Raw genomic sequence first — 26,544 nt, forward strand, 5'->3', positions numbered from 1 at the left:
TTAATCCAGGGGTGGGGATCAACGTGCCGTTTTGGCGTGCGCAAAAATTGTCAAGACATAAATCGCCAGTGTGGCGTTCGGGACTCTTCGCACTGGGGCTGGCATTGCTGGCTTCCGGTGCGTCGTTGTCTCCGGTCGCTCAGGCGGTCGAGGGAAGGAGCCTGCCCGAACTCCAGAAAGTCACTGACGTCCCCGCCGCCACCGGCACACCTCGACCGTCGCCTCCGCCACCCCCGAAGAGCGCGCGGGCTGCTCTCAGGACGGCGCCTCCCGTCACCTGGCCCGAGCCGGCGACCGTGCAGGTCACCGTACCCAGGGCCACGCAAGGACTGGCTGCGCGGACGCGGACGCAGGATGCGCTCGCCGGGCGGGACAAGGCTGCTCCGGCCGGACCCTCGGCTAAGGCGGGCGCTCTTCCGCTGCGCCTCGCGGTGGGGAATCCCGCGGTGGCCAGAGGAACCAGAACGCCTGGTGTCGACGCCCCGGAGATCACGGCGAAGGTCTCGGTCCTTTCCCAGGACGCCGCCCGTAAGGCGGGGGTGAAGGGGCTGCTCCTGTCTGTGAGCCGCACCGACGGCGGTGGCGGAGTCGCCCCCCTGTCGGTCGAGCTCGACTACCGCGCCTTCGCGCATGCCTACGGCGGATCGTGGGGATCCCGCCTCCGGTTCACGACCCTCCCCGCTTGCGCGCTGACGACGCCGGGCAAGCCCGAGTGCCGCACCAGTGGCACTGTGGCGAGCGTCAACCACAGTGCGGCGGGGACTCTCACCGGTACTGTCGCGGCCCGTCCCGCAGACGCGACGGCAGGGGCAGTGGTCCTCGCCGCGACCGCCGGCCCTTCGGGCGCCACTGGCACGTACAAGGCGACGTCCCTCAGCCCGACGGGTTCCTGGTCGGGCGGTGGTTCCGCCGGTGACTTCTCCTGGTCCTACCCGATGGAGATCCCCACATCGCTCGGCGGCCCCGGCCCCTCAGTGGCTCTCTCCTACTCCTCCGGGTCGGTGGACGGCAGAACGGTCGCCACCTCGCAGCAGCCTTCCTGGGTCGGGGACGGCTGGGACATGGGCGACAACTTCATCGAGCGCAGCTACGTTCCGTGCGCCGACGACCGGAAGCCGGGAAGCGGCTTCAACAACCCGACCACGCACCCGACCGGCGACCTCTGCCAAGGGCCGCCGATGGTGACCCTGTCGCTCAACGGATCGTCGACCGCACTCGTCCTGGACGACAACAGCAAGAAGTGGATTCCGGCCGACGACGACGGCTCCAAGGTCGAGATTCGGACGGACACCGACAACGGGGACAACGAGAACGAGTACTGGGTAGTCACCAACACCGAAGGCATTGAATTCCATTTCGGCCGCAACCACCTGCCGGGCTGGAAAAGCGGCATGCCGTCCACCAATTCGGCCTACACGGTGCCCGTCTACGGAAATCACCCGGGCGAGGACTGCCACGCCGACACCTTCGCGGCCTCGGTCTGCGACCAGGCATACCGCTGGAACCTCGACTACGTCGTCGATCCCCGGGGTAACGCCCTGACGTACTGGTACAGCAAGGAGCGTAACTACTACGGCTCCAACGTCACCACGACAGGAGCCACGACGGCTCGCGGGTACGACCGCGGCGGCTGGCTCACCCGGGCCGCCTACGGTCTGCGCTCCGACAACCTTTTCGCTGCGGCACCGGCCGAGGTGGTGTTCGGAGTCACCGAACGCTGCATCGTCGTTCCCGGCGTCTTCGACTGTTCCGAGTCCAAGCTGACCTCGACTGCGCCCTACGACGTCACCAAGCGGTGGCCCGATGTGCCCGCGGACCAACTCTGTGCGGCGGGGGAGACCTGCAACAGCCGTACGTCGCCGACCTTCTTCACCCGTAAGCGGCTGGAATCCGTCACGACCCAGGTCTTGAAGAACGGGATCCCGACCCCCGTCGACACCTGGACACTGGAACAGGACTTCCTTCCCACCGGCGACGGAGCCGTCGCCGGCGAGTACCCGCTCTGGCTGAAGAGCATCAAGCACACCGGCCGCAACGGCGGCGAGCTTTCGCTGCCGCCGGTGACGTTCGGTGGCGTCCAGCTCGACAACCGCGTCGACAACGACGACGACGGGAATCCGCCGTACAAGCGCTGGCGCATCGAGACGATCCAGACCGAGACGGGTGCGCGAACCGTCGTCAAGTACGCGCCTACCGAGTGCTCCAGCATCCCGGGCAGCGTCAAGCTGCCCGCCTCGCCGGCCGACAACGAGCTTCGCTGCTACCCCGTGGTCAATGAGACCAACGACCCGACCGACCCCACTGGGACGAAGAAGCTCTACAAGACGGACTGGTTCCACAAGCACCGCGTCGATCAGGTCCGTGACGAGGACATCAACGGCACCTCGCCCGCCCGTGAGAGCAACTACCAGTACATCGGCACCCCCGCCTGGGCGTACGACGACAGCAGCGAACTGACCAACGAGCCGGCCCGCACGTGGTCGGTCTACCGGGGCTATGCCAAGGTGCGCACCCTGGTCGGAGTCGCCCCGGACAAGCGCTCGCAGACCGACACGCTCTACTTCCGCGGTCTGGACGGCGACCGGAAGGCCGACGGGACACGGCGCTCGGTCAAGGTGACGGACTCCGAGGGCGGCCAGGTGGCCGACAAGCCGCTGCTCGCCGGCCAGGTCAGAGAGACCCTCTACTACGAGGGTGAGGGCGGCGCCCTGCACTCGGCCACCCTCAACACTCCCTGGCTGCGGGGGCCCACAGCCACACGCAAACGCGATGCGACCGGTGCGGCCCCGCTGGAGGCGTGGATCAAGGGGCTGGGCTCGACGGCGTCGCGCTCCGTACTGTCGGGCAACCGCGGCCAGCGGCGCACCGCGGTGGAGCACACACACGACGACAGCGGTCGAGTCACCCAGACCACCAACCGCGGTGACGTCGACGACCTGAACGACGACACGTGCGTCCGGTACGAGTACCTCGACAACATGACGAAGTGGTTCAGGTCCCAGCAGACCCGGACCGAGACTCTGGCGAAGGCCTGTACCGACTCCAGTCTCACCCGCCCGGACGACGTGATCTCCGACGCCAAGGTCATCTACGACGCGGTCGGTAATGTCGTGGGGACGGAGTCGCTGAAGGGCTACTCCGGCTCCACGCCGCAGTACGAGCCTTCCGGTTCGTCGACCTTCGACGACTATGGCCGCCCCACGTCCATGACCGACGTGTACGGCAAGAGCACGACCATGGCTTACACGCCGGCGTCGGGCTCGGTCGTCACCAAGACCGTGACCACCAATGCCCTCGGCCACACGGCGACGACCGAGGTCGACCCGGGGCGCGGCCTGCCCGTCGCCCAGATCGACGCCAACGGGCGCAAGAGCGTCATGCAGTACGACCCCCTGGGCCGGATGACGAAGGTGTGGTCGCCCGACCGCGACTCGCTCACCACGACCCCGGACGCCGAGTTCTCGTACACGGTCGGGCAGAACGCCCCTGTCGTCATCACCAACAAACGCCTGCTGGAGAACGGCACTTACCGGGTCAGCTACGACTTCTACGACGGCGCGCTCCGGCTGCGACAGACGCAGAATCCGGCATCAGGAGGCGGCCGTGCCATCACGGACACCTTTTATGACAGCCTCGGCCGAGTTTGGAAGGAGAACGCGGGCTACTACAACAGTGCGAGCGATCCCACTCCGGTCATGTTCCCGGCTGTCGACAACGGCGTTCCTTCATCGAGCGTGACCGCGTATGACGGAATGAGCCGCCCGACCGCCACGATCGCCCGCAAGTTCGGGATCGAGACGTGGCGTACCACGACCACGTACGGCGGGGATTGGACGGCCGTCGACCCGCCCGCGGGCGAGACGCCGACGATGGCCTTTGTGGACGCGTACGGTCGCAAGACCGAACTGCGTCAGTTCAAGGGTGACGGGCCGAGCGGCCTCTACGACCAAATCACCTACCAGTACAGCCGGAAGGGGCAGCTCGAGAAGGTCGTCGACCAGGTCGGCAACGAGTGGAAGCAGACTTACGACATCCGCGGACGGATCACGTCCAGCACCGACCCGGACAAGGGCACCAGCACCCTCGCGTACGACAAGGGCGACCGCGTGGTGTCCATGACGGACGGCCGCAAGCCCGCCCAGACCGTCGCCATGGTCTACGACGACCTGGGGCGCCTCACCGAGACCCACGCGGGATCGGTCACCGGTCCCAAAATCACGTCTCAGACCTACGACACGCTGCCCGGCGCCCTTGGCCTGCCGGTCGCGTCCACCCGGTACGTCGACGGGACTCCCTACACCCAGTCCGTCACGGGCTACGACGCCGAGTACCGCCCCAAGGGGACCTCGATCACCATCCCCGCGTCCGAGACGGGGCTAGCCGGCACGTACACGTTCTCCAACACGTACACCGCGCGGACCGGTCTGCCGTACACGACGACCCATCCCGCCGTCGGCGGCCTGCCCATGGAGCGCGTGTCTGTCGGATACAACGCGCTCGATGTCATCAACACGATGTCCGTGGCGGGCAAGACCTTCGTGGCGGGCACCGAGTACACGTCACTGGGCGACGTGGTGCGCACCAGGGTCGACTCGGCCGGCAAGCAGCTGATCTCCAGTTACGTGTTCGACGAGCAGACCCGACGGGTCACGCGGGCCACGCACCACCAGGAGATCGGCACCGTCGACACGACGCAGATCAGCGACACCACGACCGCGTACGACGCGGTCGGGAACGTCACCCGGGTCACCGAGAAGGCGGGCGACAACCCGAGTCAGACCTCTACCGACGTGCAGTGCTTCGCCTATGACTACCTGCGCCGGATGTCGGACGCGTGGACGTCGACTGACGACTGCGCCAGCCGGCCCGGTTCGTCCGGCCCGGCCACGGCCCCGCAGGTGGGCGGGCCCGATCCGTATTGGCACTCGTACACCTTCGACGCCGCGGGCAACCGTCAGTCGGAGATCAAGCATGACACTGCCGGTGACCCGGCCAAGGACATCACCCGGGTTTACACCTATGCGCCGGGCCTGTTGACGAAGAGCCGCCTTTCCAAGGTCGCCACGTCCGGCCCGCAGGGTTCCCGTGAGGAGTTCTACGGGTACGACGACGTCGGCAACATGACCTCGCGGACGATCCAGGGCGATACCCAGAGCCTGGAATGGGACGTCGAGGGCCACCTCAAGAAGGTGACCGCAGGTCAGAACGACACCTCGTTCGTGTACGACGCGGACGGCAACCGCCTGATCAAGCATGAGCCGAGCGGGTCCACCCTGTACCTGCCGGGAACCGAGCTCAAGGTCGACAAGGACGGCAAGCTCCTCAAGACGACCCGCTTCTACGGCCACCCGGCCGGCCCGGCCATGGTCAAGGTGGCGCAGGGCGGGACGATCACGACCTCGTACCTGCTGTCCGACCGCAACGGCACGGCGACGACCTCCGTCGACGCGACGACCAAGGCGGTCACGCGACGCAAGTTCACGCCGTTCGGTGAGGAACGCGGTCAGGCACCTTCTATGTGGCCGTCCGAGAAAGGCTACGTCGGCGGCACCAAGGACGACTCGACGGGCCTGACCCACCTGGGGGCACGCGAGTACGACCCGGCCCTGGGGCGTTTCATCTCGGTGGACCCGCAGATGGACATTGCCGAGTCCCAGACGATGAACCCGTACGCGTACGGCAACAACAGTCCGATCACGTCCGCGGACCCTTCGGGTCGGGCCTTCTGCGAGGACGAGGCCTGCACCAAGAGGTCTCCCGCACCGGCTCCGTCCCCGAGCCAAGGCGGCAACAGCAGTGGCCCGGGCACCACGCCTCCTCCTCCGCCTCCGCCGCCGGCCTCGACGGTCAGCGAGGAGGACGTCAAGAAGGCCGCTGCGATCAAGCAGAAGTCCAAGGCGGACATCATCCTCGAGATCGCCCTCGAGGTCGCCAAGGACATGAGCGGCTTCAACGACATCAAGGACTGCATCGGCGGTGACCTCTGGGCGTGCGGCTCGATCGCCCTGGACGCGGCCATGCCGTTCGCCGGCAAGGCGAAGAAGGCGTTCAAGGCGCTGAAGACCGCCTGGAAGATGTACCACCGCTGGGCAGGTGAGGTCCGCTGGGCCACGCGCATGTTGCGGCGCGCGGACGACGAAGCGATGGCCGCGGCGAAGTACGCCGACGATATGGCCGCGTGGAAGAAGGAGGCCGATGCGGCGAAGGCGGCCGCGAAGAAGGCGGACGAGGCGGCGGCGGACGCGGCGAAGAAAGCCGACGGAAGCGGCGGAGACGCTCCCAGTTGCCCCGTCAGAAACAGCTTCACTCCCGAGACGAAGGTTCTTCTTGCCGACGGTTCCACGAAGGCGATCAAGGACCTGAAGCCCGGGGACAAGGTCCTCGCGACCGACGAGAAGACCGGTGATACGGCCGGCAAGGACGTGGCCGCCGTCATCATCGGAAAGGGCGAGAAGCATCTCGTCAAGATCACCGTCGACACGGACGGCGCCAAGGGGGACCGCACGGCCCCCATCACGGCCACCGACGGCCACCCCTTCTGGGTCCCGGCCCTCCGCAAGTGGGTCGACGCCAAGGACCTGAAGCCGGGCCAGTGGCTCCGCACGAGCGCCGGCACCCACGTCCAGATCACCGCGGTCCGCGCCTGGACCCAGCCGGCGAGCGTGCGCAACCTGACGGTGGCGGATTTTCACACTTACTATGTACTAGCGGGCTCGGTGCCGGTCCTCGTCCACAATTGCGGCGGCCTTGACGCCGACTATGGAGAGGTCCTTCCTGATGGGCGGCGAACTGGTGTGACGGCCATCGTGGGTCCTGGGCATCCAAAGGGAACTGGCCCCGCCCGTAGGATTATCCCACCGGGTTTCGTTAAGAACTCGCCTGGCCACACGAGGGGTCATCTGCTGCCTAGATCGATGGGTGGCGATGGAAAGGTTGAAGCGAACCTCATCAGAACAAATTCCAAGACAGACACTGGAGCTATTGCTAGGTTCCAGGACTCCATTGCGGCACACGTTGCGGAAGGTAACACGGTGCTATACCAGGCAGTACCCCGGTACCTTCCCGGCTCGAACGTCCCCTTCAGGTTGGATATCAGCGCCATTGATGACAACGGGTGGTCCACTGCGGCCCAATTCCTCATCGACTGAAAGTTGATGTTTCGTGTTTCCTTTCGAGCTTGTCCGGCTGACCGATGATGAGAACGAGGTGAGGGTTACCGTACTGTCTCCCATGGGGGACGACCTCTGGGAAGCCGAGATTTCGGTAGCCAGCCTATTTGTCAAGGGGGCCACTCTCCTAGTCCTGTACGACTCAAGGCTGCAAGCATGGAAAGAGGCGCTGGTGTCACTTTCCCAGGGGCGAAACATCGACTGGATGTCTGAAAGTAACGGGCCAACGGTAACCATCGAGCTTGAGGGTGAAAATGGCTGTCCGGATGTTGTAGTGGCGGACGAATCGATCTCCATGGTGACCGTGCGTATCCCTGTCGCTCTGGAGGATGGATGGATCGCCGAAAATCAGGAACGCCTCCGCCGTTTCATGGAGGAACTATGAAACTCACTTGCCATAGACGTTCCCAGGAACGGATTCCGAAATAGCCCCTGCTGTGAACGGATTCGTGGAGCCTTCCATGCGTCTACCCTGCAGAGTCCGGCAATGTGAGAAATGCTCACACTCGGATGGCTGGGGATTCCCTACTCGGGTCCCGTTGGAGTCGCTGCCGACTTTCCCATTCGCAGATTGAGCTGAACGTCAGCGAGGCCCTGGCGGATCCCCGGCAGGGCCTCGCTGACGTTTGACGGCGGTAGTTGACGGCAACGTCGGCAGACACGCGCTGCGTCATTGTCGACTCGTCGCCATGTCAAACGGAACGGCGAACTCGGTGGGTCCTCACAGCGCGGGCGCCTGGAAGCTCCATACGCCCCATGACCACGCCCACCTTGCCGTTCCGTCGATCGACCACCAGGGCGCCGACACCAGGCGAGACGGTGTGCCCGTCGGCATCAGACCGCGTTTGAGATCTGCCGTGCCGTGGGGCGGGCGGGGTCGTTGAGCTCTGTGTGAGTGGCTCTGGGGGTGGGTATCCGTCGGGCCTGGCGGACGAGCAATGGGCGCTGGTGGAGCTGTTGCTGCCGCTGGCGCGGGTGGGTTCGAAGGGCGGTCAGCGGGAGAAGCACCCGCGGCGGCGGATCGTGGACGCGATCTTCTACGTGGTGCGGCTGGCTGTGCCTGGCGGCAGCTGCCGAAAGACTTCCCGCCGTGGCCGACGGTGTACTGGTACTTCACCTGGTGGCACGACGACGGCAGTGTCGAGCGCATCCACGACGCCCTGCGCGGCCGTATCTGGGAGGCGGACGGCCGTGACGTGGAGCCGAGCGCGGGCCTGATCGACTCGCGGTCCGTCCGCACCGCCGACACCGTCCCCGCTGCCACCAGGGGCCTCGAGGCGAGCAAGAAGGTGAAGGGCCGCAAGCGGTTCATCGTCACCGACACCCTTGGCCTGCTCCTGGCCGTCCACGTCGCTGCGGCGAGCATCCAGGACCGCGACGGTGCGAAGCGACCGTTGCTGTGGACCAGGCTCCCCGACCGCAGCCAGGGCATCGACGCGGGCAAGAAGATCGTCGGCAGGAAGCGGAGCATCGTGACCGACACCCTCGGCCTTCTCCTTGCCGTGCTGGTGACTGCGGCCGGCGTAACGGACTCGGTGGCCGGCACCGCGCTGCTCGACAAGGTCGTGGCCGAGCACCCTCGCGTTCGCAAGGTGTGGGTCGACGGCGGATACCGCCAGCACCTCGTCGAGTATGCCGCCACCCTCGGCATCGACATGGAGATCACCGTCCGCAAGCCTGGGACCAGGGGATTCACCCCGATCTCCAAACGGTGGGCAGTCGAGCGGCCCTATGGCTGGCTCATGCTCCATCGCCGCCTCGCCCGTGACTGCGAAACCCTGCCCACCCGCTCGGAAGCCATGATCCACCTCGCGATGACCGGCCTCATGGCCCGCCGCCTCACCAGAGAGAACACCATCTCCTGGCGCGACTCGAAGAAGACCACAGAACATCCCATCTCAGGATGAAACATCGGACGAAAACGACCTCTCAGAGGTGGGGGCTATGGGTGCGCCGGAGAAGTCGCCAGCCAGCGCGAAGCCACCCTCATTGAGGGCAGGTCCACAGACTGCAGCACGTGCATGCCCCAGCGGACAGCGCGGGCTAGCCGCTTTCGTCGTCGAGGGGGCCGCCGTTCGGGTTACGCGCCCTAGGGGCGGGTCATCCCGGAGAGGTACGCGAGGTTGATCCCGGGGGCTGACGATTCCGTGCGGCCTTCTTGGTGAGATGGGGACATCGACACCGAGGGCACGGAGGGAACGCAGACCATGTCAGGACAGCGCAAGGCGAGCCGCTACATCGTCCCGGTCGCGGTAGCCGGTGTGGCCGCGGCGACCATCGGGCTTGTCCCGGCGCTCGCCGCGTCGGGTGACCCGGACCTGCCGAAGATCACGGCTCAGCAGCTCATCGAGAAGATCGCCTCGTCGGACACGCAGACGCTGTCCGGCACCTTCAAGATCGACACGGACCTCGGTCTGCCGTCCGTCGCGGGCCTGCTGCCGTCGGCGGCGGCCGGCGGAAGCGGCGGCAAGGGCTCCGTGGACCCGTCGGCGAAGCTGACCGAGCTGGTCTCGGGCTCGCACACGCTGCGGGTGGCGGCGGACGGCCCGGACCGGCAGAAGCTGACGGTCCTCGACGGCTCCGACGAGTACAGCCTGATCCACAACGGGGCCGACGTCTGGGCCTACGACAGCAAGTCGAACGAGGTCGTCCACGACAAGGCGGGCGGCCCGGACGGCAAGGGCGGCAAGGCCCCGAAGGGCGAGGCCCCGCGGGCCCCGCACGACAAGCTGCCGGCCACCCCGAAGGCCCTCGCGGACGAGGTCCTGAAGGCGGCGGGCGACACCACGTCCATCACCGTCGACGGTACGGCGAAGGTCGCCGGCCGGGACGCCTACCAGCTCGTCGTCCGGCCGAAGCAGTCCGGCTCGACGGTCGAGTCGATCAAGATCGCGGTCGACGCGGCCACCGGCACCCCGCTGAAGTTCACGCTCGCCTCGGTGAGCGGCGGCAAGCCGGTCGTCGACGCGGGCTTCACCAAGGTCGACTTCGGCAAGCCGGCCGCCTCGACGTTCACCTTCACGGCGCCGAAGGGCGCGAAGGTGACGGAGGGCCTCAAGGGCGACGACAAGGCCCCGAAGGGCTTCGAGGACCCGTTCGGCGGCCTGCTGAAGGGCGGCGGCCTGGGCGGCGAGCACGGCGACCCGGGCAAGAAGGGCCTGAACGGCGGCCCGCGGGTCATCGGTGAGGGCTGGACCACCGTCGCCAGGCTCGACACCGGTGCCCCGGCGCCCAAGACCGAGGACGCGCCGAAGGAGTTCCAGGGCTTCCTGGACTCGTTCGGCGACAAGGTGAGCGGGAAGTTCGGATCGGGCACGGTCTTCAAGACGAAGATCGTCAACGCGCTGATGACGGACGACGGCAAGGTCTACGTCGGTGCGGTGACCCCGCAGAAGCTGGTGGAGGTCGCCAACTCGGCCAAGTAGGAGGCCGATTGGGGCCCGGGCGGGTCGGGGGCAATGGTCACCGGCCCGCCCGGGAGCTTTTTCGTGCGCGAACCGCCTTACGGGAAGGTCAGCTTGAAGCTGTTGATCGTGCCCGTGTCGGACGCCGCCTTGTCCTGGACGCGGAGCTTCCAGACGCCGTTGGCGACCTCGCTGGAGGCGTTCACGGTGTAGGTCTTGTTGATGTCGTGCGTGCTGGAGCCGGTCCGGTTGTGCAGGTTGTAGACCGAGCCGTCGGGCGCGATGAGGTCGACGACCAGGTCACCGATCCAGGTGTGGCTGATGTTCACGCCGACCTGGAGGCTGCTGGGCGCGTTGCCCGTGATGCCGGAGACGGTCACCGACGAGGTCACCGCGGCACCGGCGTCCGGGATGGCCACCGGGGTGGTGTTCTGGAAGACCGTGCCGGTCGGCGGGGTGGTCGTACCGGTCGCCAGGTTCCACACCGCGTAGGCGATGGCGTCCGAGTTGCGGTCCAGGGCGGTGTCGTTGATGTTCGCCGAGGTGTCGCACGAGGCGTGGTAGCAGCGGTCGAACGCCTGGCCCGACGTGCCGCCCCAGTTCTGCGCCTGGGTGGCGGTCTTGATGTAGTCGGCGCCGGAGAACAGTCCGCCGACCGGGATGCCCGCGTTCTTGAAGGGCGCGTGGTCGGAGCGGCCGTCGCCCTCCGTCTCGGGCTCGGTGACGATGCCGAGACCGGAGAAGTAGGTCTTGAAGGTCTGCTCCAGGGTCGGGTCGTCGTCGTAGACGAAGTAGCCCGGGTTCGGCGAGCCGATCATGTCGTAGTTCAGATAGCCGCTGATCTTCGCGCGGTCGGCGGCCGCCAGGTTGTTCACGTAGTACTGGGAGCCGACCATGCCGAGCTCCTCGGCGCCCCACCAGGCGAAGCGTATGTGCTTCGTCGGCTGGAGCTGCGCGCGGGAGACGGCGAGCGCGGTCTCCAGGATGGCGGCTGAGCCGGACCCGTTGTCGTTGATGCCGGGCCCCGCGGTGACCGAGTCGAGGTGCGAGCCGGACATCACGACCTGGTTCGGGTCGCCGCCCGGCCAGTCGGCGATCACGTTGTAGCCGGTGGCGCCGTTGTACGTGAACTGCTGGAGCGTGGTGGTGTATCCGGCCGCGTCGAGCTTGGCCTTCACGAAGTCGACGGAGGCCTTGTAGCCGGTGCGGCCGTGGGCCCGGTTGCCGCCGTTGTTGGTGGCGATGGTCTGCAGGTCGGCCAGGTGCTGCTTGACGTTGGCCACCGAGATGTCGGGCGGTGTGACGGCGGCGGTGCCGGACGCGGCCGCGGTGGCGGGCGCGGCGCCGGCGAGGGCGCCGACGATCAGGGCCGAGGTGCCGGCCAGGGCGGAAAGTCTCGCGGAGAGTTTCATGTGGGGGCTCCGGATTCCGAACTGGGGATGGGACGGAACGTACGAGCGCCTCGCGTCGTGGGTGGCGCGAGGCGTTGGAGCTGTGCGGGTTGCGGTGCTGTGCGGGTTGCGGTGCTGTGTGCGCAGGGCTCTGTGAGACGAATGTTCAGCGGGAGTCTGATATTCCGTCAAGATGGAAACCGGTCACGGGTGTTCGCTGAGCGGACAAGGGTTCCCGTCGGGTGCTTCCGGCCGTTGCAGCGATAGGGCGGCCAGCGAATGGATGAAACACGGCGAAACGGACACCGGGTGCGTCCGCTCTCCTCTCTCCGGCGCCCACGATGCCGAGTGGCCGCGCGAGTCCCGCGGCCGTGCCGTCCGGCTCCGGGAGAGAAGGAATCACCTTGGCAACCACACGAAAAGTCCGCCGCACCATGCTGGCCACCGTGGCCGCGCTCGCGATGGGCGTCGGCATGGCCCAGGCCGCGACGAGCTCGCAGCCGGCGGACGGCGCCGCCGCGAAGAGTGCCGCAGCACCGGCCAAGAAGTGGCTGACCTCGCACGCGCCCAAGGAGCACACTCCTGCCGGCCAGGCCCAGCCGAAGCACCCGCGACCAGTGACCGGGCCCCGCCTCACCGCGACCGAGCGGGAGCTGGAGCTGGCGGCCCGGACGACGCCGGAGGTGAAGCGCCCGGGCGTCGGCAACCGGATCGGGCAGGCCCCGGTCCTGGCCCCGCCCGGGAAGTCGTTCAGCTACGAGGGCGCGAGCCAGAACACCTCCCTCTACCCGCCGGACACCCACGGAGCCGCCGGCAAGGTCAACTTCGTGGAGGTCACGAACGGCGAGGGCGTCAGCGTCTACACCAAGACGACCGGCACGCTGCAGAAGAAGACCTCCTTCGCCAGCTTCTTCGGCTACACCGACCAGACGATCTTCGACCCGCGTGTCGTCTACGACAAGACGTGGAACCGCTGGGTGATCAGCGCCGAGGCGTTCCCGGAGGCCGGCGGCGCCCAGTACGCCTTCATCGCCGTGTCCAAGACCTCGGACCCCAAGGGCGCGTACTACGTCTCCCAGTTCGACGTCTCGGGCCTCGGCGGCTTCTTCGACTACCCGCAGCTCGGCCTCGACCAGGACGCCGTCATCATGACGGCCAACGAGTTCAGCGACGTCGCGTACACGGGCTCGTGGGCCTTCGGCATCGGCAAGGCGCAGCTCTACAACGGGCTCGGCTTCAGCGTCCCGGCGTTCGACCTCGGCACGCCCGGCACGGTGGCGCCCCCGATCGTGGAGGACAACAGCACGAACGCCTTCCTCGTGGCGGCGGGCGTCGGTGACAACACGCACCTGAAGCTGTTCAAGGCCAGCAACTTCGGCCGCAGCGGCGTGACCGTCGCGGCCCCGACCGATGTGACGGTGACCGCGTTCAGCGCCCCCGCCCCCGCCGCGCAGCCGGGCACGGACCAGACGCTCGACACGCTGGACGCGCGCTTCCAGAACAACAGCACGCAGATCGGCAACCAGCTCCTCAACGTCCACACCATCGGTGGCAGCCTGCCGACGCCGAAGTGGTACCAGATCAACACCGGCACGAGTGCCCTGACGGCCAGCGGCCTCTTCTACGAGACGACCACGTCGTCGGACTTCAACCCGTCGATCGCCGGCTCCGCCGTGGGCGGCACCCTCGACAACCCCATCGGGCGGTTCTTCGTCACCTGGACGGCCACCGACACCGGCCCCACCCCGCACCAGGTCAGGGTGAAGGGCAGCGGCCGCCTGGCCTCCGACCCGGTCAACTTCACCGGGGGCGCGACCTTCGGGCCGACCGCGTCCACCTTCTACAACCCGGACTCGGACACCGTCGGCCGCTGGGGCGACTACTCGGCGGTCTCGATCGACCCCAGCCCCGCCACCGGCTGCGACGTCGGCAACCGCGCCTTCATCGTGAACGAGCGGCAGAACAGCCAGACCCAGTGGGCCTCGCGCATCGGCCGCCTCGGCTTCTGCTAGGCCGGTAGGGCACCACCAGGACACTCACCGAGGCGGAGGAGCGGCGGCACGCTCCTCCGCCTCCGCCGTGCCTATGGTGGAAGGGACGAGGACGGGAGGTGGCGGGACATGCGCCGGTGCCGGGGGCACGCACCCGACCGGACCCGTCTGCCCGGGCTCCGGCCGCTCGGGCTCCTGCTCGCCCTGCCCGCGCTCGTCATGTGCCAGCACACGCCGGCAGCGCCGCCGGCGCCGTCGGCGACACCGTCGTCCGGGATCACCGGAGTCGTCGTGCTCTGGCCGGCCTGCCCGGTCGAAGGCGTCCCCGGCCGCGACTGCGGCGCGCGGCCCACCGAGGCGACCGTGGTGGTGCGGCAGGACGGGACGGTCGCCGCGACCGTGCGGAGCGGGCCCGACGGCCGCTTCCGGGTCGCCGTGGCGCCCCGGACGTACACCGTGACGGCCGAGGGCCCGCGCGGGCGCCCCTGCCCGCCGGTCGGCGTCACGGTCCGCGCCGGTGCGTACGCGGACGTCACGCTGCGCTGCGACTCCGGCATCCGCTGACCCCGGAGCGGGCGCTCAGCGCGCCGTGCCCAGCAGCCGGCGCAGGGCGGTCGGCGTGTGGCCCACGTGCTCGCGGACGGTACGGGTGAGGTGGGCCTGGTCGGAGAAGCCGAGCCGGGTGGCCAGCTCGGCGAGGCCGGTCGCGCCCTCGGCGATGCCTTCCATGGCCCGGGTGACGCGGACGCGGTTGCGGTAGCGGGTCAGCGAGACGCCCATCTGCCGGGAGAAGACCCGGCTCAGCCGGTACGGCGACACCTTCAACAGGGCCGCGAGGCCGACGAGTTCGGCGGACTCCACAGCTCCTTCGAGGATCGCCTCGCGCGCGGCGGCGGCCAGCGCCCGGTCGGCCGCCGCCCGCGGCCGGGTCTCCCGCGCGCCCGCCGTCTCGCCGGACGCCGCCGTGACCAGCCGCAGCAGCTCCTCGGTCAGCGCGTACTCGACGTCGCCGGAGCCGGCGGCCGCGACCAGGCGGCGGTGGGCGAGATCGACGCGCGCGTCCACGTACACGGTCCGTGCGGCGGGCGTGCGTTCGAGGAGGGAGGGCCGGAAGGTGATCGACGTGCAGGTGTCGCCGCCGGCCGGATGAGCGAAGCGCTCCTCCTCGCCGGGCGCGCCGAAGTAGGCCATGGTCGGGTCGAGATCGGCGTCGGCGCCGTCGGCCAGGCGCCGGAAGCGGCCGGTGCGGACCAGCACGAGACGGTGGCTGTCGTGGGTCTCCGGCTCGGACCACCGGGTGTGGTCGGAGCGGCACCCGACCACGGACACGGTGAACTCGGGCCGGCGGGCGAGGGGCGAGGCGGACAGCATGCTGCGGACACTACGCGCCGGGACTGACGGTCAGGTGCGGTCCGGTGACGAAAGGGGTTCGCCCGCAAGGATCTTCAAGACCGCGGGGGCGGTCGCGGCGGATGCTGGAGGCCACGTGAAGACACGAAGGGAACCATCCATGGCCGTCAACGCACAGCTCAGCTCGATCGTCCTCGACTGTGCCGACCCCCAGGCGCTCGCCGCGTTCTACGCCAAGGTCACCGGCTGGGAGATCAACTCGGCCGACGACTCCTGGGCCTCCGTCGGCCAGGGCCCGGTCCAGCTGGCCTTCCAGCACGTCGACGGCTACCAGGGCCCGGCCTGGCCGGACGCCGGCAAGCACGTCCACCTGGACTTCAAGGTCGCCGACCCGGAGCTCGCGGTGAAGGAGCTGCTCGCGGAGGGCGCGACCAAGCCGGAGTTCCAGCCGGGCGGCGACAGCTGGACCGTCCTGGCGGACCCGGAGGGTCACCTGTTCTGCGTCATGGCCGCCTAGTCGGCCGGCCGGCTGGTCGGCCGAAGCGCGACGAGGTACGACGCACGACGCATGACGCGCATGACGCATGACGCGCATTACGCATGACGCGCGAGGCCGCGTCGCCGGAGCACGGCTCCGGCGGCGCGGCCTTCGCGTTCACCGGGATTCGTCGTCCTCGGCCTTCGTGTAGAGCACCTCGCGGGCCTGCTCCGCCGCGCGCAGCAGGCTCTCCGAGATGAAGTCGAGGAAGCGGGCGACGTTTTCGAGGCGGTTGGCGGCCGGTGTGCCCGCGCCGAGGACGGCGACGCCCTCGCGGGCGGCCGTGCTGAACGTGTTGTTGTCGCGGGCGCTGCGGATCATCGACTGGTACCAGAGGTCGTCGTCGACGAAGTAGCGCTCGCGGCGGCGCTCGTCGCGCTCGCGGCGGACGAGTTCCATGGTCGACAGGAACGTGACCGCCTTGGAGACGGACGCCGGGCTGACCTGGAGGCGCTGGGCGAGTTCGGCGGCGGTGAGGCTGCCGGCGTCGGTGGTGTAGAGGCAGGCCATGACGCGGGCCATCATCTTGGGCAGGCCCGAGTGCATGAGGACGGTGGTCAGCGTCTCCTCGTACGCGCGCACGGCCTCCGCGTCGCGCCCGTGCGGCTGGGGCACCGCCTGCGAGCCCTTGGCGGCGGCGGGGGTACGGCGCTGGGCGCGGCGCTCGGTGGCGCGGTGGGCGAGGTCGGCGCGGTAGGAGGTGGGGCCGCCGTTGCGCATGACCTCGCGGGTGATCGTGGACGTCGGCCGTTCGAGGCGGCGGGCGATCTCGGCGTAGGCGAGGCCGTCGGCCAGTCCCAGCGCGATCTGCTGGCGTTCCTGCTGGGTGAGCCTGCCTCCCGGCATGTGCGGTCTCCTCGGTTCGTGTCGCGGGTCGGTTGGTGTCGCGGGCCGTTGCGGGTGCCAGCCTAGCGTTCACCTTCAATCCATTGCAATGACTGGGAGGGGGTTCGTTGCGTTAGGCGAGAACTCGTTGCAACACTTTTCCTCATCTGACCTGCATTTATGGGGAAGTTGCGCAACGAGCATGTTGCCGAGATCTGGAAAGCAACGTAGCTTTTCCCATGTCGGAAACGCCGACGAGAACAGCAGGACACAGGAGAGAACGATGCAGCAGTTCGCCACCACCGCCCCGATCACCGCCGTCCTCGACATCCCCGCCGGCCGGGTCCAGTTCATCGCCGCCGACCGCTCCGACACCACCGTCGAGGTCCTCCCCGCCAACCCCGGCAAGGACCGCGACGTCAAGGCCGCCGAGCAGACCACCGTCAGCTACGACGACGGCATCCTGCGGATCCGCGCCGCCGAGCCCGCCAGCAAGCTCCTCGGCTCCACCGGCTCCCTGGAGATCACCGTCAAGCTCCCCGCCGGCTCCGGCGTCGAGGCCAAGGCGGGCGCCGCCGAGCTCCGGGTGGTCGGCCGCCTCGGCGACCTGGCCTTCGACGGCGCGTACCGCCAGATCAAGATCGACGAGGCCGCGAGCGTCCGCCTCACCGCCATGGACGGCGACGTGGAGATCGGCCGCCTCACCGGCTCCGCCGACATCCGCACCGACCGCGGCGACATCCGCGTCGCCGAGGCCGGCCGCGGCACGGTCGTGCTCCGCACCCAGGACGGCGACATCACCGTCGCCGCGGCGGCCGGCGTCTCGGCGGCGCTGGACGCCGGCACCGACTACGGCCGCGTCGACAACGCGCTGCGCAACGACGGCACCACCGAGCTCGCGATCCGCGCCACCACCTCGCGCGGCGACATCACGGCCCGGAGCCTGTGACGGCCGGGGTGGTGGTCGCCGCCACTCCGTCCCGCCGCCGCTGCCGGGTGGTCCTCAGGGTCCACCCGGCAGCCAACGCGGTGCCCGCGGTGCCCGCCGTCGCCAGGTGGCCCGGTCATGCCCTCGGCGACATGGCGCGATAGCCGAATTGGTCTTGGAGGACGCGGCCCAACAGGTCATAGCGTCAGGGGAGTTCGCGTACACGGTTCGCGTACGGAGTTCACGTACGCGGTTCACGACGAGGAGGCTCCGCCATGGTCCCCGACGCAATCAGCGGCACGACGGGCAACGGCACGACGGGCAACGGCAAGACGGGCAGCGGCAGGGCGAGCGGCGGCAGGCGACGCGTGACGCTCACGAGGGTCCTGGCCGCCTCGATGGCCACCGCCGCGATCGGATTCGCCGCGGTGGGCAACGCCGACGCCGACGCCCCGCGGCAGCGCGACCGCGTCGAGATCCTCGAACTCAAGGTCCGCAACGACCAGTACACGGCCGTGGACCTCGGCCCGGCGGGGCCGAGCCTCGGCGACATGGACGTCTACTCCGGTACGGCGATCAAGGACGGCCGCGGTGTCGGGCGCGGCGGCGGACAGTGTCAGGTCATCGCCCTGTCCGGCGCGGAGACCACCTCGCAGTGCGTCCTGACGATGGAGGTCGAGAGCGGCTCGCTCACGATGCAGTCGCTCTGGACGAAGGGCGGCACCGCCCCGCTCGACATGGCCATCACCGGCGGCACCGGCGCGTACGCCGGCGCGCGGGGCATCGTCCGCTTCTGGGACATCGGGACGGCGGACGAGCGGGCGCGGGCGGAGATCCTGCGCTGACGGCTGAGACGGCTGAGACGGCTGAGACGGCTGAGACGGCTGAGACGGCTGAGACGGCTGAGACGGCTGAGACGGCTGAGACGGCTGACGGTCAGGCGTCGGCGGGCGGCTTCGGCCGGGACAGGCGGGCGACGAGGAAGAGCAGGACGCCGCACGCGCAGACGAGGATCCAGCCCGGGCGGGACGCCTGCGCGAGCTGCGTCGGGCCGGCGCCCGTGACCAGGCCGCCCGCGACGGCGATGCCGAGGGCGGCGCCGATCTGCCGCGCGGTGGAGGTGATCGCCCCGGCGACGCCGGCCCGGGCGGGCGGGAGGCCGTTGACGGCGGTGTTGGTGATCGGGGCGTTCGCGAAGCCGAATCCGACGCCGATCAGCGCGTACGCGGCGAGCAGCAGGAGCACGGGCGTGTGCGGGGTGAGCCGGACCAGGCACAGTCCGCCCGCCGTGATGAACGCGCCGGCGAGCAGCAGCGGCAGCCCCGGTCCCGTACGGCCGACCATGCGGCCGGACCACGGCGCGCAGACGGTCGCCCCGGCGGCCAGCGGCAGGGTGGCCAGGCCGGCGGCCAGCGGTGTCCAGCCGCGGGTGTGCTGGAGGTAGAGGGTGTTCAGGAGCAGCGTCATGTTGAGGGCGACGAAGACGGCGACGGCGCCGGCGACGGCGCCGCCGAAGACCGGCCGCCGGAACAGCCGCAGGTCCATGAGGGGCTCGCTGCGGCGGGACTCGACCCACACGAACGCGGCGGTCGCCACGGCGGCGCACGCGTATCCCGCGAGCGCGAGCGGCGACGTCCAGCCGATGCGCGGCCCCTCGATCAGGACGCCGACCACGGCCGCGAGGAGCACGGTCAGCAGCACCTGCCCGGGCAGGTCGAGCCGCCGGGCCGGCTGTCCCGGGGCCCGCTGCCCCCGGGACTCCGGCACGAAGACCGCGCTCAGCAGCAACGCGGCCGCGATGACGGGCGCGTTGATCCAGAACAGTGCCCGCCAGTCGAGCCCGGCGAGCAGCGCGCCGCCGGTCACGGGCCCGGCGGCCATGCTCAGGCCGAACACCGAGGCCCAGACGCCGATCGCCTGCGCCCGCTCCTTCGGGTCCGGCATCGCGTTCACCACGATCGCGAGCGCCACGGGGCTGAGCATCGACGCGCCGACACCCTGTACGGCCCGGGCCGCGACGAGCACGCCCGCCGACGGCGCGACCGCGCAGACCAGCGAGGCCGCGCCGAACACGACGAGGCCGGTCTGGAAGACGCGGCGCCGCCCGAAGCGGTCGGCCAGCGCGCCGGAGGTGACCAGGAGACCGGCCAGGACGAGGGTGTAGGCGTCGACGATCCATTCGAGCCCGCGCGTGCCGGTGCCGAGCCCGCGCCCGATGGCGGGCAGGCCCACGTTGATGATGGTGGTGTCGAGGCCCACCAGGAACATGCTGAGACAGCAGACAGCGAGCACGGTCCAGCGTCTTCGCGCGCTCAGCGCGGTCTGAACGGGCGGTGGGGCGAGGGGTGTTGTAGCGGTCACGGTCGGCCTCCGGGGTCCGGGAACGGTGCCCGGCAAGGGTCGGTCCGGACGGCGTCCGCGGCCCAGCGATTTTGCTGACACGGCAAAGAGAATTTCCGGAGAGCGACCGGCGCGGCGGTCCCGCACCTGTGAACCGAATTTCCGCACCGCATCGGACGGCCGCATCGGACGGCCGCACCGGATTGACGGTCAATCCACCCGCCACTTAAAGTCGAATGGATTCGAGTTTGACCTCTTCGGTACACAACGTGACCGGGACTGCCCCCGTATGCCCGGATTCCGGCTCCCGGTTCCCGCGAAATGAGTGAGCATGGCTACACACAGCAACCGCGACGTGGCGGTCATCGGCAACGGGCTCATGGGCTCCTCGATCGCCCGCGCCCTGGGACGGGCCGGCTGGTCGGTCACCGCGTACGACCCCGACACCTCGCGCTCCGAGAGCCTCGCCGCCGAGCTGCCGGACCGCATCCGGGCCGAGGCGGACCTGGTGGCGGCGGTCGCCTCGGCCCGCCTGGTCCTGACCTGCGCCCCGGCGTACGGAGCGGTCCTGAAGACCCTGGAGGCCGTCGAGGACTGGGCGGGCAAGACCCTGCTCAACACCGGCACCAGCTCGACGGAGGAGTCGGAGACCGCCGGCGCGTGGGCCGCCGAGCGGGGCGTGCCCTACCTGGACGCCGCGATCCTCTGCTTCCCGCAGGACATCGGCACCGAGCGCGGGTACGTCCTGTTCTCCGGGAACGCCGAGGCCTGGGCCGAGCACGAGAAGCTGCTGGGCGCGCTCGGTCCGGCCATGCGTTTCGCCTCCGAGCAGGTGCAGGCCGCGAGCGCGGTCGACGCCACGATCGTCGGCGGCGTCTACACCGCCGCGCTGGCCGGCTACGTGGAGGCCGTGGCCTACGCCAGGAGCCAGGGCGTCGGCGGCGAGGTGCTCGACGAGGCCACGGACAAGGTCCTGGCGGCGCTGAAGGACGGCACGCGGGAGGCCGTGCAGGCCATCGACAGCGGCGACTTCACGACCGACCAGGCCACGCTGGAGGTGTTCCTCCACGGCGGGGAGACCGTCCTCGCCGGCATGCGTCGTGCGGGCTTCGCCGCGAACGTGCTGGAGGCCGCGGTGCGCAATCTGAAGACGGCCGAGGCTGCGGGCCTCGGAAAGTCGGGCTTCTACGCCCTCGCGAAGGTCGCCGCGGACGACTCGGCGATCCGGCAGCAGGGGTAGGAGGGGCGAGCGGTTCGCACACCCGCTCACCCGGAGGGCGGCGGTCACGACGACCGCCGCCCTTGCCGCCGTTACGCGACCGCCGCCCTTGCCGCCGTTACGCCGCCGACGTCCGGCCGGTCGTCGAGCCGAAGCCCAGCCACGTGTGCCGGTTGCCCCACCAGCACCAGCCGACCTTGGGCGCGTCGCGGCGCTCGCGGCCGTCCCGCCCCGTGCCGTTGCTGATCCAGATCGCCGGGGTACGGGCGTCGAACGTGCCGTTCGGCTTGCGCAGCCGGGCGCCGACGGTCATGAAGCAGAGGTTGCGCTCCAGGGCGGCGGGCTGCTGGAGCACCCAGTGGATGCCCTCGGTGAGGATCAGCGGCGAGCGGCCCTCCTCGGCGAGGGCGGGCAGCGCCTCCTCGGGGCTCCAGTTGGCCATGCGGTCGCCGCGGTCGACGCCCGCGAGGAGATAGAGCGGCTCGTCGGGCACCTCGACGCCGCCGGCCGGGGCGAACGCGTCGACGTCGGTCATGTCGACGACGACGAACCCCGGCTTTCCGTCGCGGTCGAGCAGCGGCGCGAGAGCGGAGGCGGGAACGCGGTCCGGATGGACGGCGAGCAGGACGTCACTCCTGTCCCCGCCGGCGCGCTCGGCGAACGCGCGCAGCTCGTCGGCCGGCATCCCGGCGCGCTCGTGCACGCCGAGCGCGATCAGCCGCTCGGCCTGCGCGGCGAGCGCCGGCAGAGCGGCGACGTGGGAGGGAGTGGTGGCGGCGGTGGCGGTTCCGGGCGTGGTGTCGGGCACGTGACTCCTCGGTTCGCTGTTCGTCGCGCGGTGCTGGTCGCAGCAAGCGCAGCGGGGCAACGCGGCGAGCCGCCGAATCGTTCCCGCTGCCGTCGCCGCCCTGGTTCGGCCGGCAGCCGCACGAAAGACGCCAGCACCCCGCTCGACGTGGATATTCGGCCATATCTGCGGCCGGACTCCTGCAAACGTTTGCATGTGCGTTTCCGCGCTGGGAATCATGGCCACTCCGCCTGAGGTGCCGAAGGGTTCCCGGGACGGGGACACGGGGAGGGGTCTGCGATGGGGTGGGACGAATGGGAACAGGCCAAGGCCGATGTGGCGGCGCAGCGTTCCTCTTCGATGCGGCTCAATCAGATTCCGGCCGAGCCGGGAGGCGGTGCCGGGGCCTCGGAGGAGCTGAAGTCGGACAAGCGGGCGTGGGTGAAGGCCGGTGAGGGTGTCACGGGCCTGAAGGACGGTGTCGGCAAGGCCTTGTCGAAGCTGGACGACGGGCAGACGGGGCTCGGCGACACCGCCGGGTGTCAGAGCGCGGCGGCGCAGAAGGAGTTGTTCGACTCCTGGAAGAAGTACGTCGGCGATGTGAACGGCCGCTGTGACGCCCTGGGCGGGCTGCTGGAGAAGTCGGGGCACGATCTGACCAAGCCCGACTCGACCCTCGTGGACGAGCTCGCCGCCTTCAAGACCAGGTACGCGGACACCGAGGCCGTCGGCGGCCAGGCGAAGGGGAAGTGATCGCGGCCATGGATCTGGCGACGTTGAAGGCCTTCAAGCAGGCGGAGTACGAGGAGGCCGCGGACGGCTACCGGGCCGTCGCCGACACGGCCGGCACGGCGAAGGACGCGATCGAGAACCGGATCTCGGCGGGCATTCGTGCCGAGTTGTCGGGCAAGGCGGCGGAGGCGGCGCTCGGGGAACTCAAGGAGCTGTCGGCGAACTTCCACTACGCGCGGACCGAGTGCGCGCTGGCCGGCACCGCGCTGAACGGCTTCGCCTTCGACATGGCGGTGGCCAAGCGAAAGCTGGACGCGGCGCTTGAGGACGCCCAGGCCGACAACTGCACCGTGAACCCAGACGGTTCGGTCACCTTCCCCGCCGGCGCGAAGCCCGGCGCCGACAAGGTCGCCGAGGGCGGCACGGTGACGGGCAGCGCCGGTCCGGGGAACGAAACGTCCGACGCCCTGGAGCGGCAGGCCGCCAACATCCATCCGAACCCGAACTTCGGCAAGGCGTGCGGCTACGCGGACCGGATCGCCGAGGCGCTGAAGGAGGCGTCGGACGCCGACGCGAAATGGGCGCCGAAGCTGCGGGCGCTGAAGGCGGACGACGACCTGAAGGTGAGCAACCGGGACTGGACCGACGCCAAGTCGGACATGGACGGGGTGCTCCAGGCCGCCGATCCCTATCTGCACAGCATCAAGGCCCCGCCCAAGGACGGCACGCCGGACCAGAACGCCGAGTGGTGGAAGGCCCTCTCCCCGGAGCAGCGCGCCGATTACCTCTCCGTCCACCCGGGCGCCCTCGGCGCGATGAACGGGCTCCCGTCCGACATCCGCGACGAGGCGAACCGCATGGTCCTGGCGGAGACCAAGGCGGCGTACCGGCTGGAGCTCGACGGCATCCCGAAGGAGCCGGCCAAGTACGCCCCGAACTCCAACGGTGGCTACCCCGTCGCGGTGATCACGCCGGAGTGGCGGGAGTGGCAGGAGAAGTACGGGGACAAGAAGTCGAGGATGGAGGGCGTGATGAAGGGAATGGACGCCATCCAGGCCCGCTTCGACCGGACCGGCGAGCACGGTCTGCCCGAGGCCTATCTGCTCGGGTTCGACCCGACGGGACTCGGCGACGGAAAGGTCATCCTCGCCAATGGCAACCCGGACACGGCCGATCACGTCGGCGTCTACGTCCCGGGTACGTTCGCCGGCATCGAGGACATCGGCGGCGACGACGACAGTCACGGGGACCTCGGCCGCGGGGACCGGCTCTGGGCCGACAGCACCAAGTTCGCACCGGGGCAGAAGGTCTCCACGATCACCTGGCTCGACTACCGGACAGCATCGTTCCGCAGGCCACGCGGGGCCAGTACGCGGAGGAGGGCGGCCCCCGCCTGTACGACTTCCTGCAGGGCAACAGGGCGGCCCAGGAGGGCGCCGACGGCTCACGGGCCCACACGACGGTCATCGGCCACAGCTACGGCAGTACGGTGGTCGGCGTCGCGGCCCAGTCCGGCAGTTGGAAGGACCCGGGCGCGATGGACGACTTCGTCTTCGCGGGCAGTCCCGGCGTTCAGGCGGACCACGCGGCGGACCTGGGAGTCGGGGCCAAGCACGTGTGGGCGATGGGCGGCCCCTGGGACGATCAGGTGGTGCGGCAGGGCGGTCGCCTGATGGGCCTCGGTGACAACTGGACCATTCCCACCGACGACTCGTTCGGTGGCAACGTCATGAAGAGCGACGCGGGCGGGCACACCGCATTCTTCGACGAAGGCTCTCTGAGCCTTCGAAACCAGGCAGCCGTGATAGCCGGCCGTTACGACAGGGTTGAACTTGACTAGGCGATTTTCGGTTTCTGTGGCTGTTGTGGCGACCTGCATGCTCGCTGTGGCGTGCACGAGCGGAAGCGAGGCGAAGGTGGAAGTGCGCGACAGCGCCACGGTGCAGGCCGATACGGAGAAGGCGTCCAGCCGGGTCCTCGAAATGCTGGGGCTCAAGGGGAAGGCCACCGAAGCGGGAGCGCAGATCGCACCGTGCTCCGGCTACGCGGAGGACGAGCGGGTCTACCGCGCCCACCACCCCTGGAGCGTCTACGGGGTTCCCTTCGCCGACATGCAGAAGGCCATGGACCGGCTGCGGGGCGAGCTCCCCAGGAACGGCTGGCGGATCACCAAGGACGGCGTGGACGGCAGCATCGCGAAGAGCCCCCAGATCGTCGCGGAATCGAGCGGGCGAGAATTCGCCGTCGATGTACGTCTGCAAAAGGCGAGCCCGAACGAATCCAACCCGAGGGACTTCATCGAAGTCACCACCGAGTCGGCCTGCTTCAAGAAGAAGTAGGGCTCCGGGTACTAGGTTCACCATGAGACCGGGTGCAGGCTTCATGGCACCGTCCTCCTGAGGTGCCCTAGCGTCGTGCCATGACGATTCCAGCTGGACTGAGGCGCACGGTCCTCCGGGCGCGGCGGGACACCGGCTTTCTTGCCGCTGGTGTGCTGCCGCACCTGGCGCTGGTGCCCGTGTGGGCCTGGGCGGCGACGACCACCGCCAGGACGGGGAACTGGCTCCTCACGGTTTCCGTGTCGGCGGTCCTGGTCGTGCTCGTCGCCCCGGTGCTGACGGCCGTTCAGCGGGCGCGCTACCGGCGGCTCATCGGTGTGGACGTCCCCCGGCTCACGCCCGCCGCGCCGGAACGGCGGACGTGGGCCTCGGTCGCCCGGTGGCTCGTGGCGGCGCGGCCTTGGCGCAGGATCGGCTACCACCTCGTACTGGGCCCGCTGCTCGCGCTGCTGGAGCTGCTGCTGCTCGTGGCGGCAGCGGCGTGCCTGGCGGGCGTCACCGCCCCCGCCTGGTCGTGGGCGCTGCCGACCGGAATCCGCCTGGACTGGTTCGGCTACGCGACCCGGCTGCCGGTCTACGCAGCGGCTGGCCTCCTCCTCCTGTGCGCCCTGCCCTGGATCGCGCGGGCGGTGGCCGGGGCCGAGACGCGCATGGCGTTGGAGCTGCTCGGGCCCAGCCGATCGCAGCGGCTCCAGGAGCGGGTCGATCAGCTGGCCGTGAGCCGGACCGACTTGATCGAGGCCGTCGACGCGGAGCGCCGCCGGATCGAGCGCGACCTGCACGACGGCACCCAGCAGCGGTTGGTGTCTCTCGCGGTCAACCTGGGTCTGGCCATTGCCGGCCACCCGGACCTGCCGAGTGAGGCCCGCGAGGTGATCACGAGAGCGCACCTGGAGGCGAAGGAGGCGATCGGCGAACTCAACGACCTGGTACGGGGGCTGCACCCGGCCGTGCTCGAAGACCGGGGTCTGGACGCGGCGTTGTCCGGGCTGGCCGCCCGTACGCCGCTGCCGGTGCGGCTGCGGGTCGATCTGGAGGAGCGGGTGGCGCCCAACGTGGAGTCGGTGGCGTACTTCGTGGTCTCGGAGGCGCTGACCAATGCGACGAAGCACGCCAACGCGATGCGTGCGGAAGTGATGGTCCGCCGGGTCGGCGAGGTGCTGCGGGTGCGCGTCACCGACGACGGGCTGGGCGGTGCCGACGCCGCCGGCGGCACGGGGCTGACCGGGCTGGCCAGGCGGGTCGGTTCCCTCGACGGGTCCTTCCACGTCAGCAGCCCCGTCGGGGGGCCCACCACGATCACGGCGGAGCTGCCGTGCGCGCGGTGATCGCCGAGGATTCGGTGCGGTGCGCGGCTGACCTGCTGTCCCGGGCCTGACCTTCCCTCCGTGATCACGATCTGCTTCCCGCTCGGCGCGCGCCGCTGCCCCGAATGGTGTATCGAGCGAGCTGAGCGCAGAATGAGAGGTAACGGATCACTCACGCTCATCGCCATGTTGTCTGTGTGCGCATGCGTCTGCGTATGCGTATG

General features: G+C 69.6%; 17 protein-coding genes and 2 pseudogenes. 14 read left to right on the plus strand and 5 right to left on the minus strand.

All coding sequences use genetic code 11. The features are described from left to right. The first annotated feature begins 296 nt into the window (after positions 1 to 296). From ACFYU9_RS12245 to ACFYU9_RS12260, 4 genes and pseudogenes are all read left to right on the plus strand, one after another. Positions 297 to 7,148 carry a polymorphic toxin-type HINT domain-containing protein gene (locus ACFYU9_RS12245; RefSeq protein ID WP_389344459.1) on the plus strand — a complete coding sequence of 2,284 codons (6,852 nt, stop codon included), beginning with the start codon at positions 297 to 299 and terminating at the stop codon, positions 7,146 to 7,148. A 13-nt stretch (positions 7,149 to 7,161) separates the two neighbouring features. Beyond that, entirely contained in the window at positions 7,162 to 7,554 is a 393-nt protein-coding gene (locus ACFYU9_RS12250; protein ID WP_389344461.1) for a DUF5959 family protein, read from the plus strand. Positions 7,555 to 8,021: 467 nt separating this feature from the next. Next, positions 8,022 to 9,076, plus strand: a pseudogene (locus tag ACFYU9_RS12255) (IS5 family transposase). 300 nt (positions 9,077 to 9,376) lie between these two features. Then, positions 9,377 to 10,594: an outer membrane lipoprotein carrier protein LolA gene (locus tag ACFYU9_RS12260; protein WP_389344463.1), complete on the plus strand. Its 1,218-nt coding sequence runs from the start codon at positions 9,377 to 9,379 to the stop codon at positions 10,592 to 10,594. A gap of 77 nt (positions 10,595 to 10,671) precedes the next feature. On the opposite strand, the gene ACFYU9_RS12265 is transcribed toward ACFYU9_RS12260, so the two are convergent. Further along, on the minus strand, positions 10,672 to 11,985 hold the full coding sequence (locus tag ACFYU9_RS12265) for a M28 family metallopeptidase (protein ID WP_389204897.1): 1,314 nt from the start codon (positions 11,983 to 11,985) through the stop codon (positions 10,672 to 10,674). 383 nt (positions 11,986 to 12,368) lie between these two features. Here ACFYU9_RS12265 and ACFYU9_RS12270 point away from each other — a divergent pair, with 383 nt between their 5' ends. After that, positions 12,369 to 13,976 carry a hypothetical protein gene (locus tag ACFYU9_RS12270; RefSeq protein WP_389204896.1) on the plus strand — a complete coding sequence of 536 codons (1,608 nt, stop codon included), beginning with the start codon at positions 12,369 to 12,371 and terminating at the stop codon, positions 13,974 to 13,976. A gap of 108 nt (positions 13,977 to 14,084) precedes the next feature. Beyond that, positions 14,085 to 14,519 carry a carboxypeptidase-like regulatory domain-containing protein gene (locus ACFYU9_RS12275; RefSeq protein WP_389344465.1) on the plus strand — a complete coding sequence of 145 codons (435 nt, stop codon included), beginning with the start codon at positions 14,085 to 14,087 and terminating at the stop codon, positions 14,517 to 14,519. 15 nt (positions 14,520 to 14,534) lie between these two features. On the opposite strand, the gene ACFYU9_RS12280 is transcribed toward ACFYU9_RS12275, so the two are convergent. Continuing rightward, positions 14,535 to 15,326 (minus strand): helix-turn-helix transcriptional regulator, encoded by a 792-nt coding sequence (locus ACFYU9_RS12280; protein WP_389344467.1) that lies wholly within the window; start codon positions 15,324 to 15,326, stop codon positions 14,535 to 14,537. A 139-nt stretch (positions 15,327 to 15,465) separates the two neighbouring features. On the opposite strand from ACFYU9_RS12280, the gene ACFYU9_RS12285 reads away from it, so the two are divergent. Continuing rightward, positions 15,466 to 15,822, plus strand: a complete 357-nt coding sequence (locus ACFYU9_RS12285) for a VOC family protein (RefSeq protein ID WP_389204893.1) — start codon at positions 15,466 to 15,468, stop codon at positions 15,820 to 15,822. 138 nt (positions 15,823 to 15,960) lie between these two features. Here ACFYU9_RS12285 and ACFYU9_RS12290 read toward each other — a convergent pair whose 3' ends face one another. Next, entirely contained in the window at positions 15,961 to 16,689 is a 729-nt protein-coding gene (locus ACFYU9_RS12290; RefSeq protein ID WP_389344469.1) for a helix-turn-helix domain-containing protein, read from the minus strand. Between the two features lie 262 nt (positions 16,690 to 16,951). Between ACFYU9_RS12290 and ACFYU9_RS12295 the strand changes: the two genes are divergently transcribed. Next, positions 16,952 to 17,617 (plus strand): DUF4097 family beta strand repeat-containing protein, encoded by a 666-nt coding sequence (locus tag ACFYU9_RS12295; protein WP_389344471.1) that lies wholly within the window; start codon positions 16,952 to 16,954, stop codon positions 17,615 to 17,617. 254 nt (positions 17,618 to 17,871) lie between these two features. Then, positions 17,872 to 18,441: a hypothetical protein gene (locus ACFYU9_RS12300; RefSeq protein WP_389344473.1), complete on the plus strand. Its 570-nt coding sequence runs from the start codon at positions 17,872 to 17,874 to the stop codon at positions 18,439 to 18,441. 91 nt (positions 18,442 to 18,532) lie between these two features. Here ACFYU9_RS12300 and ACFYU9_RS12305 read toward each other — a convergent pair whose 3' ends face one another. Next, positions 18,533 to 20,038 (minus strand): MFS transporter, encoded by a 1,506-nt coding sequence (locus tag ACFYU9_RS12305; RefSeq protein WP_389344475.1) that lies wholly within the window; start codon positions 20,036 to 20,038, stop codon positions 18,533 to 18,535. A gap of 229 nt (positions 20,039 to 20,267) precedes the next feature. Between ACFYU9_RS12305 and ACFYU9_RS12310 the strand changes: the two genes are divergently transcribed. Continuing rightward, positions 20,268 to 21,176, plus strand: a complete 909-nt coding sequence (locus ACFYU9_RS12310) for an NAD(P)-binding domain-containing protein (protein ID WP_389344477.1) — start codon at positions 20,268 to 20,270, stop codon at positions 21,174 to 21,176. A gap of 97 nt (positions 21,177 to 21,273) precedes the next feature. Here ACFYU9_RS12310 and ACFYU9_RS12315 read toward each other — a convergent pair whose 3' ends face one another. Continuing rightward, the gene (locus ACFYU9_RS12315) at positions 21,274 to 21,963 is read right to left on the minus strand and encodes a DUF5701 family protein (RefSeq protein WP_389344479.1); all 690 of its coding nucleotides are present in this window, start codon (positions 21,961 to 21,963) and stop codon (positions 21,274 to 21,276) included. 279 nt (positions 21,964 to 22,242) lie between these two features. Here ACFYU9_RS12315 and ACFYU9_RS12320 point away from each other — a divergent pair, with 279 nt between their 5' ends. The 4 genes and pseudogenes from ACFYU9_RS12320 (at position 22,243) to ACFYU9_RS12335 (ending at position 26,341) form a co-directional block, all read left to right on the plus strand. After that, positions 22,243 to 22,695 (plus strand): hypothetical protein, encoded by a 453-nt coding sequence (locus ACFYU9_RS12320; RefSeq protein ID WP_389204886.1) that lies wholly within the window; start codon positions 22,243 to 22,245, stop codon positions 22,693 to 22,695. 8 nt (positions 22,696 to 22,703) lie between these two features. After that, positions 22,704 to 24,514, plus strand: a pseudogene (locus ACFYU9_RS12325) (alpha/beta hydrolase). A 37-nt stretch (positions 24,515 to 24,551) separates the two neighbouring features. After that, positions 24,552 to 25,013 carry a hypothetical protein gene (locus ACFYU9_RS12330; protein ID WP_389344481.1) on the plus strand — a complete coding sequence of 154 codons (462 nt, stop codon included), beginning with the start codon at positions 24,552 to 24,554 and terminating at the stop codon, positions 25,011 to 25,013. 80 nt (positions 25,014 to 25,093) lie between these two features. Beyond that, entirely contained in the window at positions 25,094 to 26,341 is a 1,248-nt protein-coding gene (locus ACFYU9_RS12335) for a sensor histidine kinase (protein ID WP_389344483.1), read from the plus strand. Positions 26,342 to 26,544: the final 203 nt, after the last annotated feature.

Origin of the sequence: Streptomyces sp. NPDC004327 (genome assembly GCF_042873935.1) — a bacterium.
Lineage (GTDB): Bacteria > Actinomycetota > Actinomycetes > Streptomycetales > Streptomycetaceae > Streptomyces.

What these genes read in the sequence shown, in the direction of transcription:
- ACFYU9_RS12300 (WP_389344473.1), top strand. Translation starts at nt 17,872, where the DNA reads ATGGTCCCCGACGCAATCAGCGGCACGACGGGCAACGGCACGACGGGC.
- ACFYU9_RS12295 (WP_389344471.1), top strand. Translation starts at nt 16,952, where the DNA reads ATGCAGCAGTTCGCCACCACCGCCCCGATCACCGCCGTCCTCGACATC.
- ACFYU9_RS12260 (WP_389344463.1), top strand. Translation starts at nt 9,377, where the DNA reads ATGTCAGGACAGCGCAAGGCGAGCCGCTACATCGTCCCGGTCGCGGTA.
- ACFYU9_RS12290 (WP_389344469.1), bottom strand. Translation starts at nt 16,689, where the DNA reads ATGCCGGGAGGCAGGCTCACCCAGCAGGAACGCCAGCAGATCGCGCTG.
- ACFYU9_RS12330 (WP_389344481.1), top strand. Translation starts at nt 24,552, where the DNA reads ATGCTCGCTGTGGCGTGCACGAGCGGAAGCGAGGCGAAGGTGGAAGTG.
- ACFYU9_RS12310 (WP_389344477.1), top strand. Translation starts at nt 20,268, where the DNA reads ATGGCTACACACAGCAACCGCGACGTGGCGGTCATCGGCAACGGGCTC.
- ACFYU9_RS12285 (WP_389204893.1), top strand. Translation starts at nt 15,466, where the DNA reads ATGGCCGTCAACGCACAGCTCAGCTCGATCGTCCTCGACTGTGCCGAC.
- ACFYU9_RS12265 (WP_389204897.1), bottom strand. Translation starts at nt 11,985, where the DNA reads ATGAAACTCTCCGCGAGACTTTCCGCCCTGGCCGGCACCTCGGCCCTG.
- ACFYU9_RS12335 (WP_389344483.1), top strand. Translation starts at nt 25,094, where the DNA reads ATGACGATTCCAGCTGGACTGAGGCGCACGGTCCTCCGGGCGCGGCGG.
- ACFYU9_RS12275 (WP_389344465.1), top strand. Translation starts at nt 14,085, where the DNA reads ATGCGCCGGTGCCGGGGGCACGCACCCGACCGGACCCGTCTGCCCGGG.
- ACFYU9_RS12320 (WP_389204886.1), top strand. Translation starts at nt 22,243, where the DNA reads ATGGGGTGGGACGAATGGGAACAGGCCAAGGCCGATGTGGCGGCGCAG.
- ACFYU9_RS12280 (WP_389344467.1), bottom strand. Translation starts at nt 15,326, where the DNA reads ATGCTGTCCGCCTCGCCCCTCGCCCGCCGGCCCGAGTTCACCGTGTCC.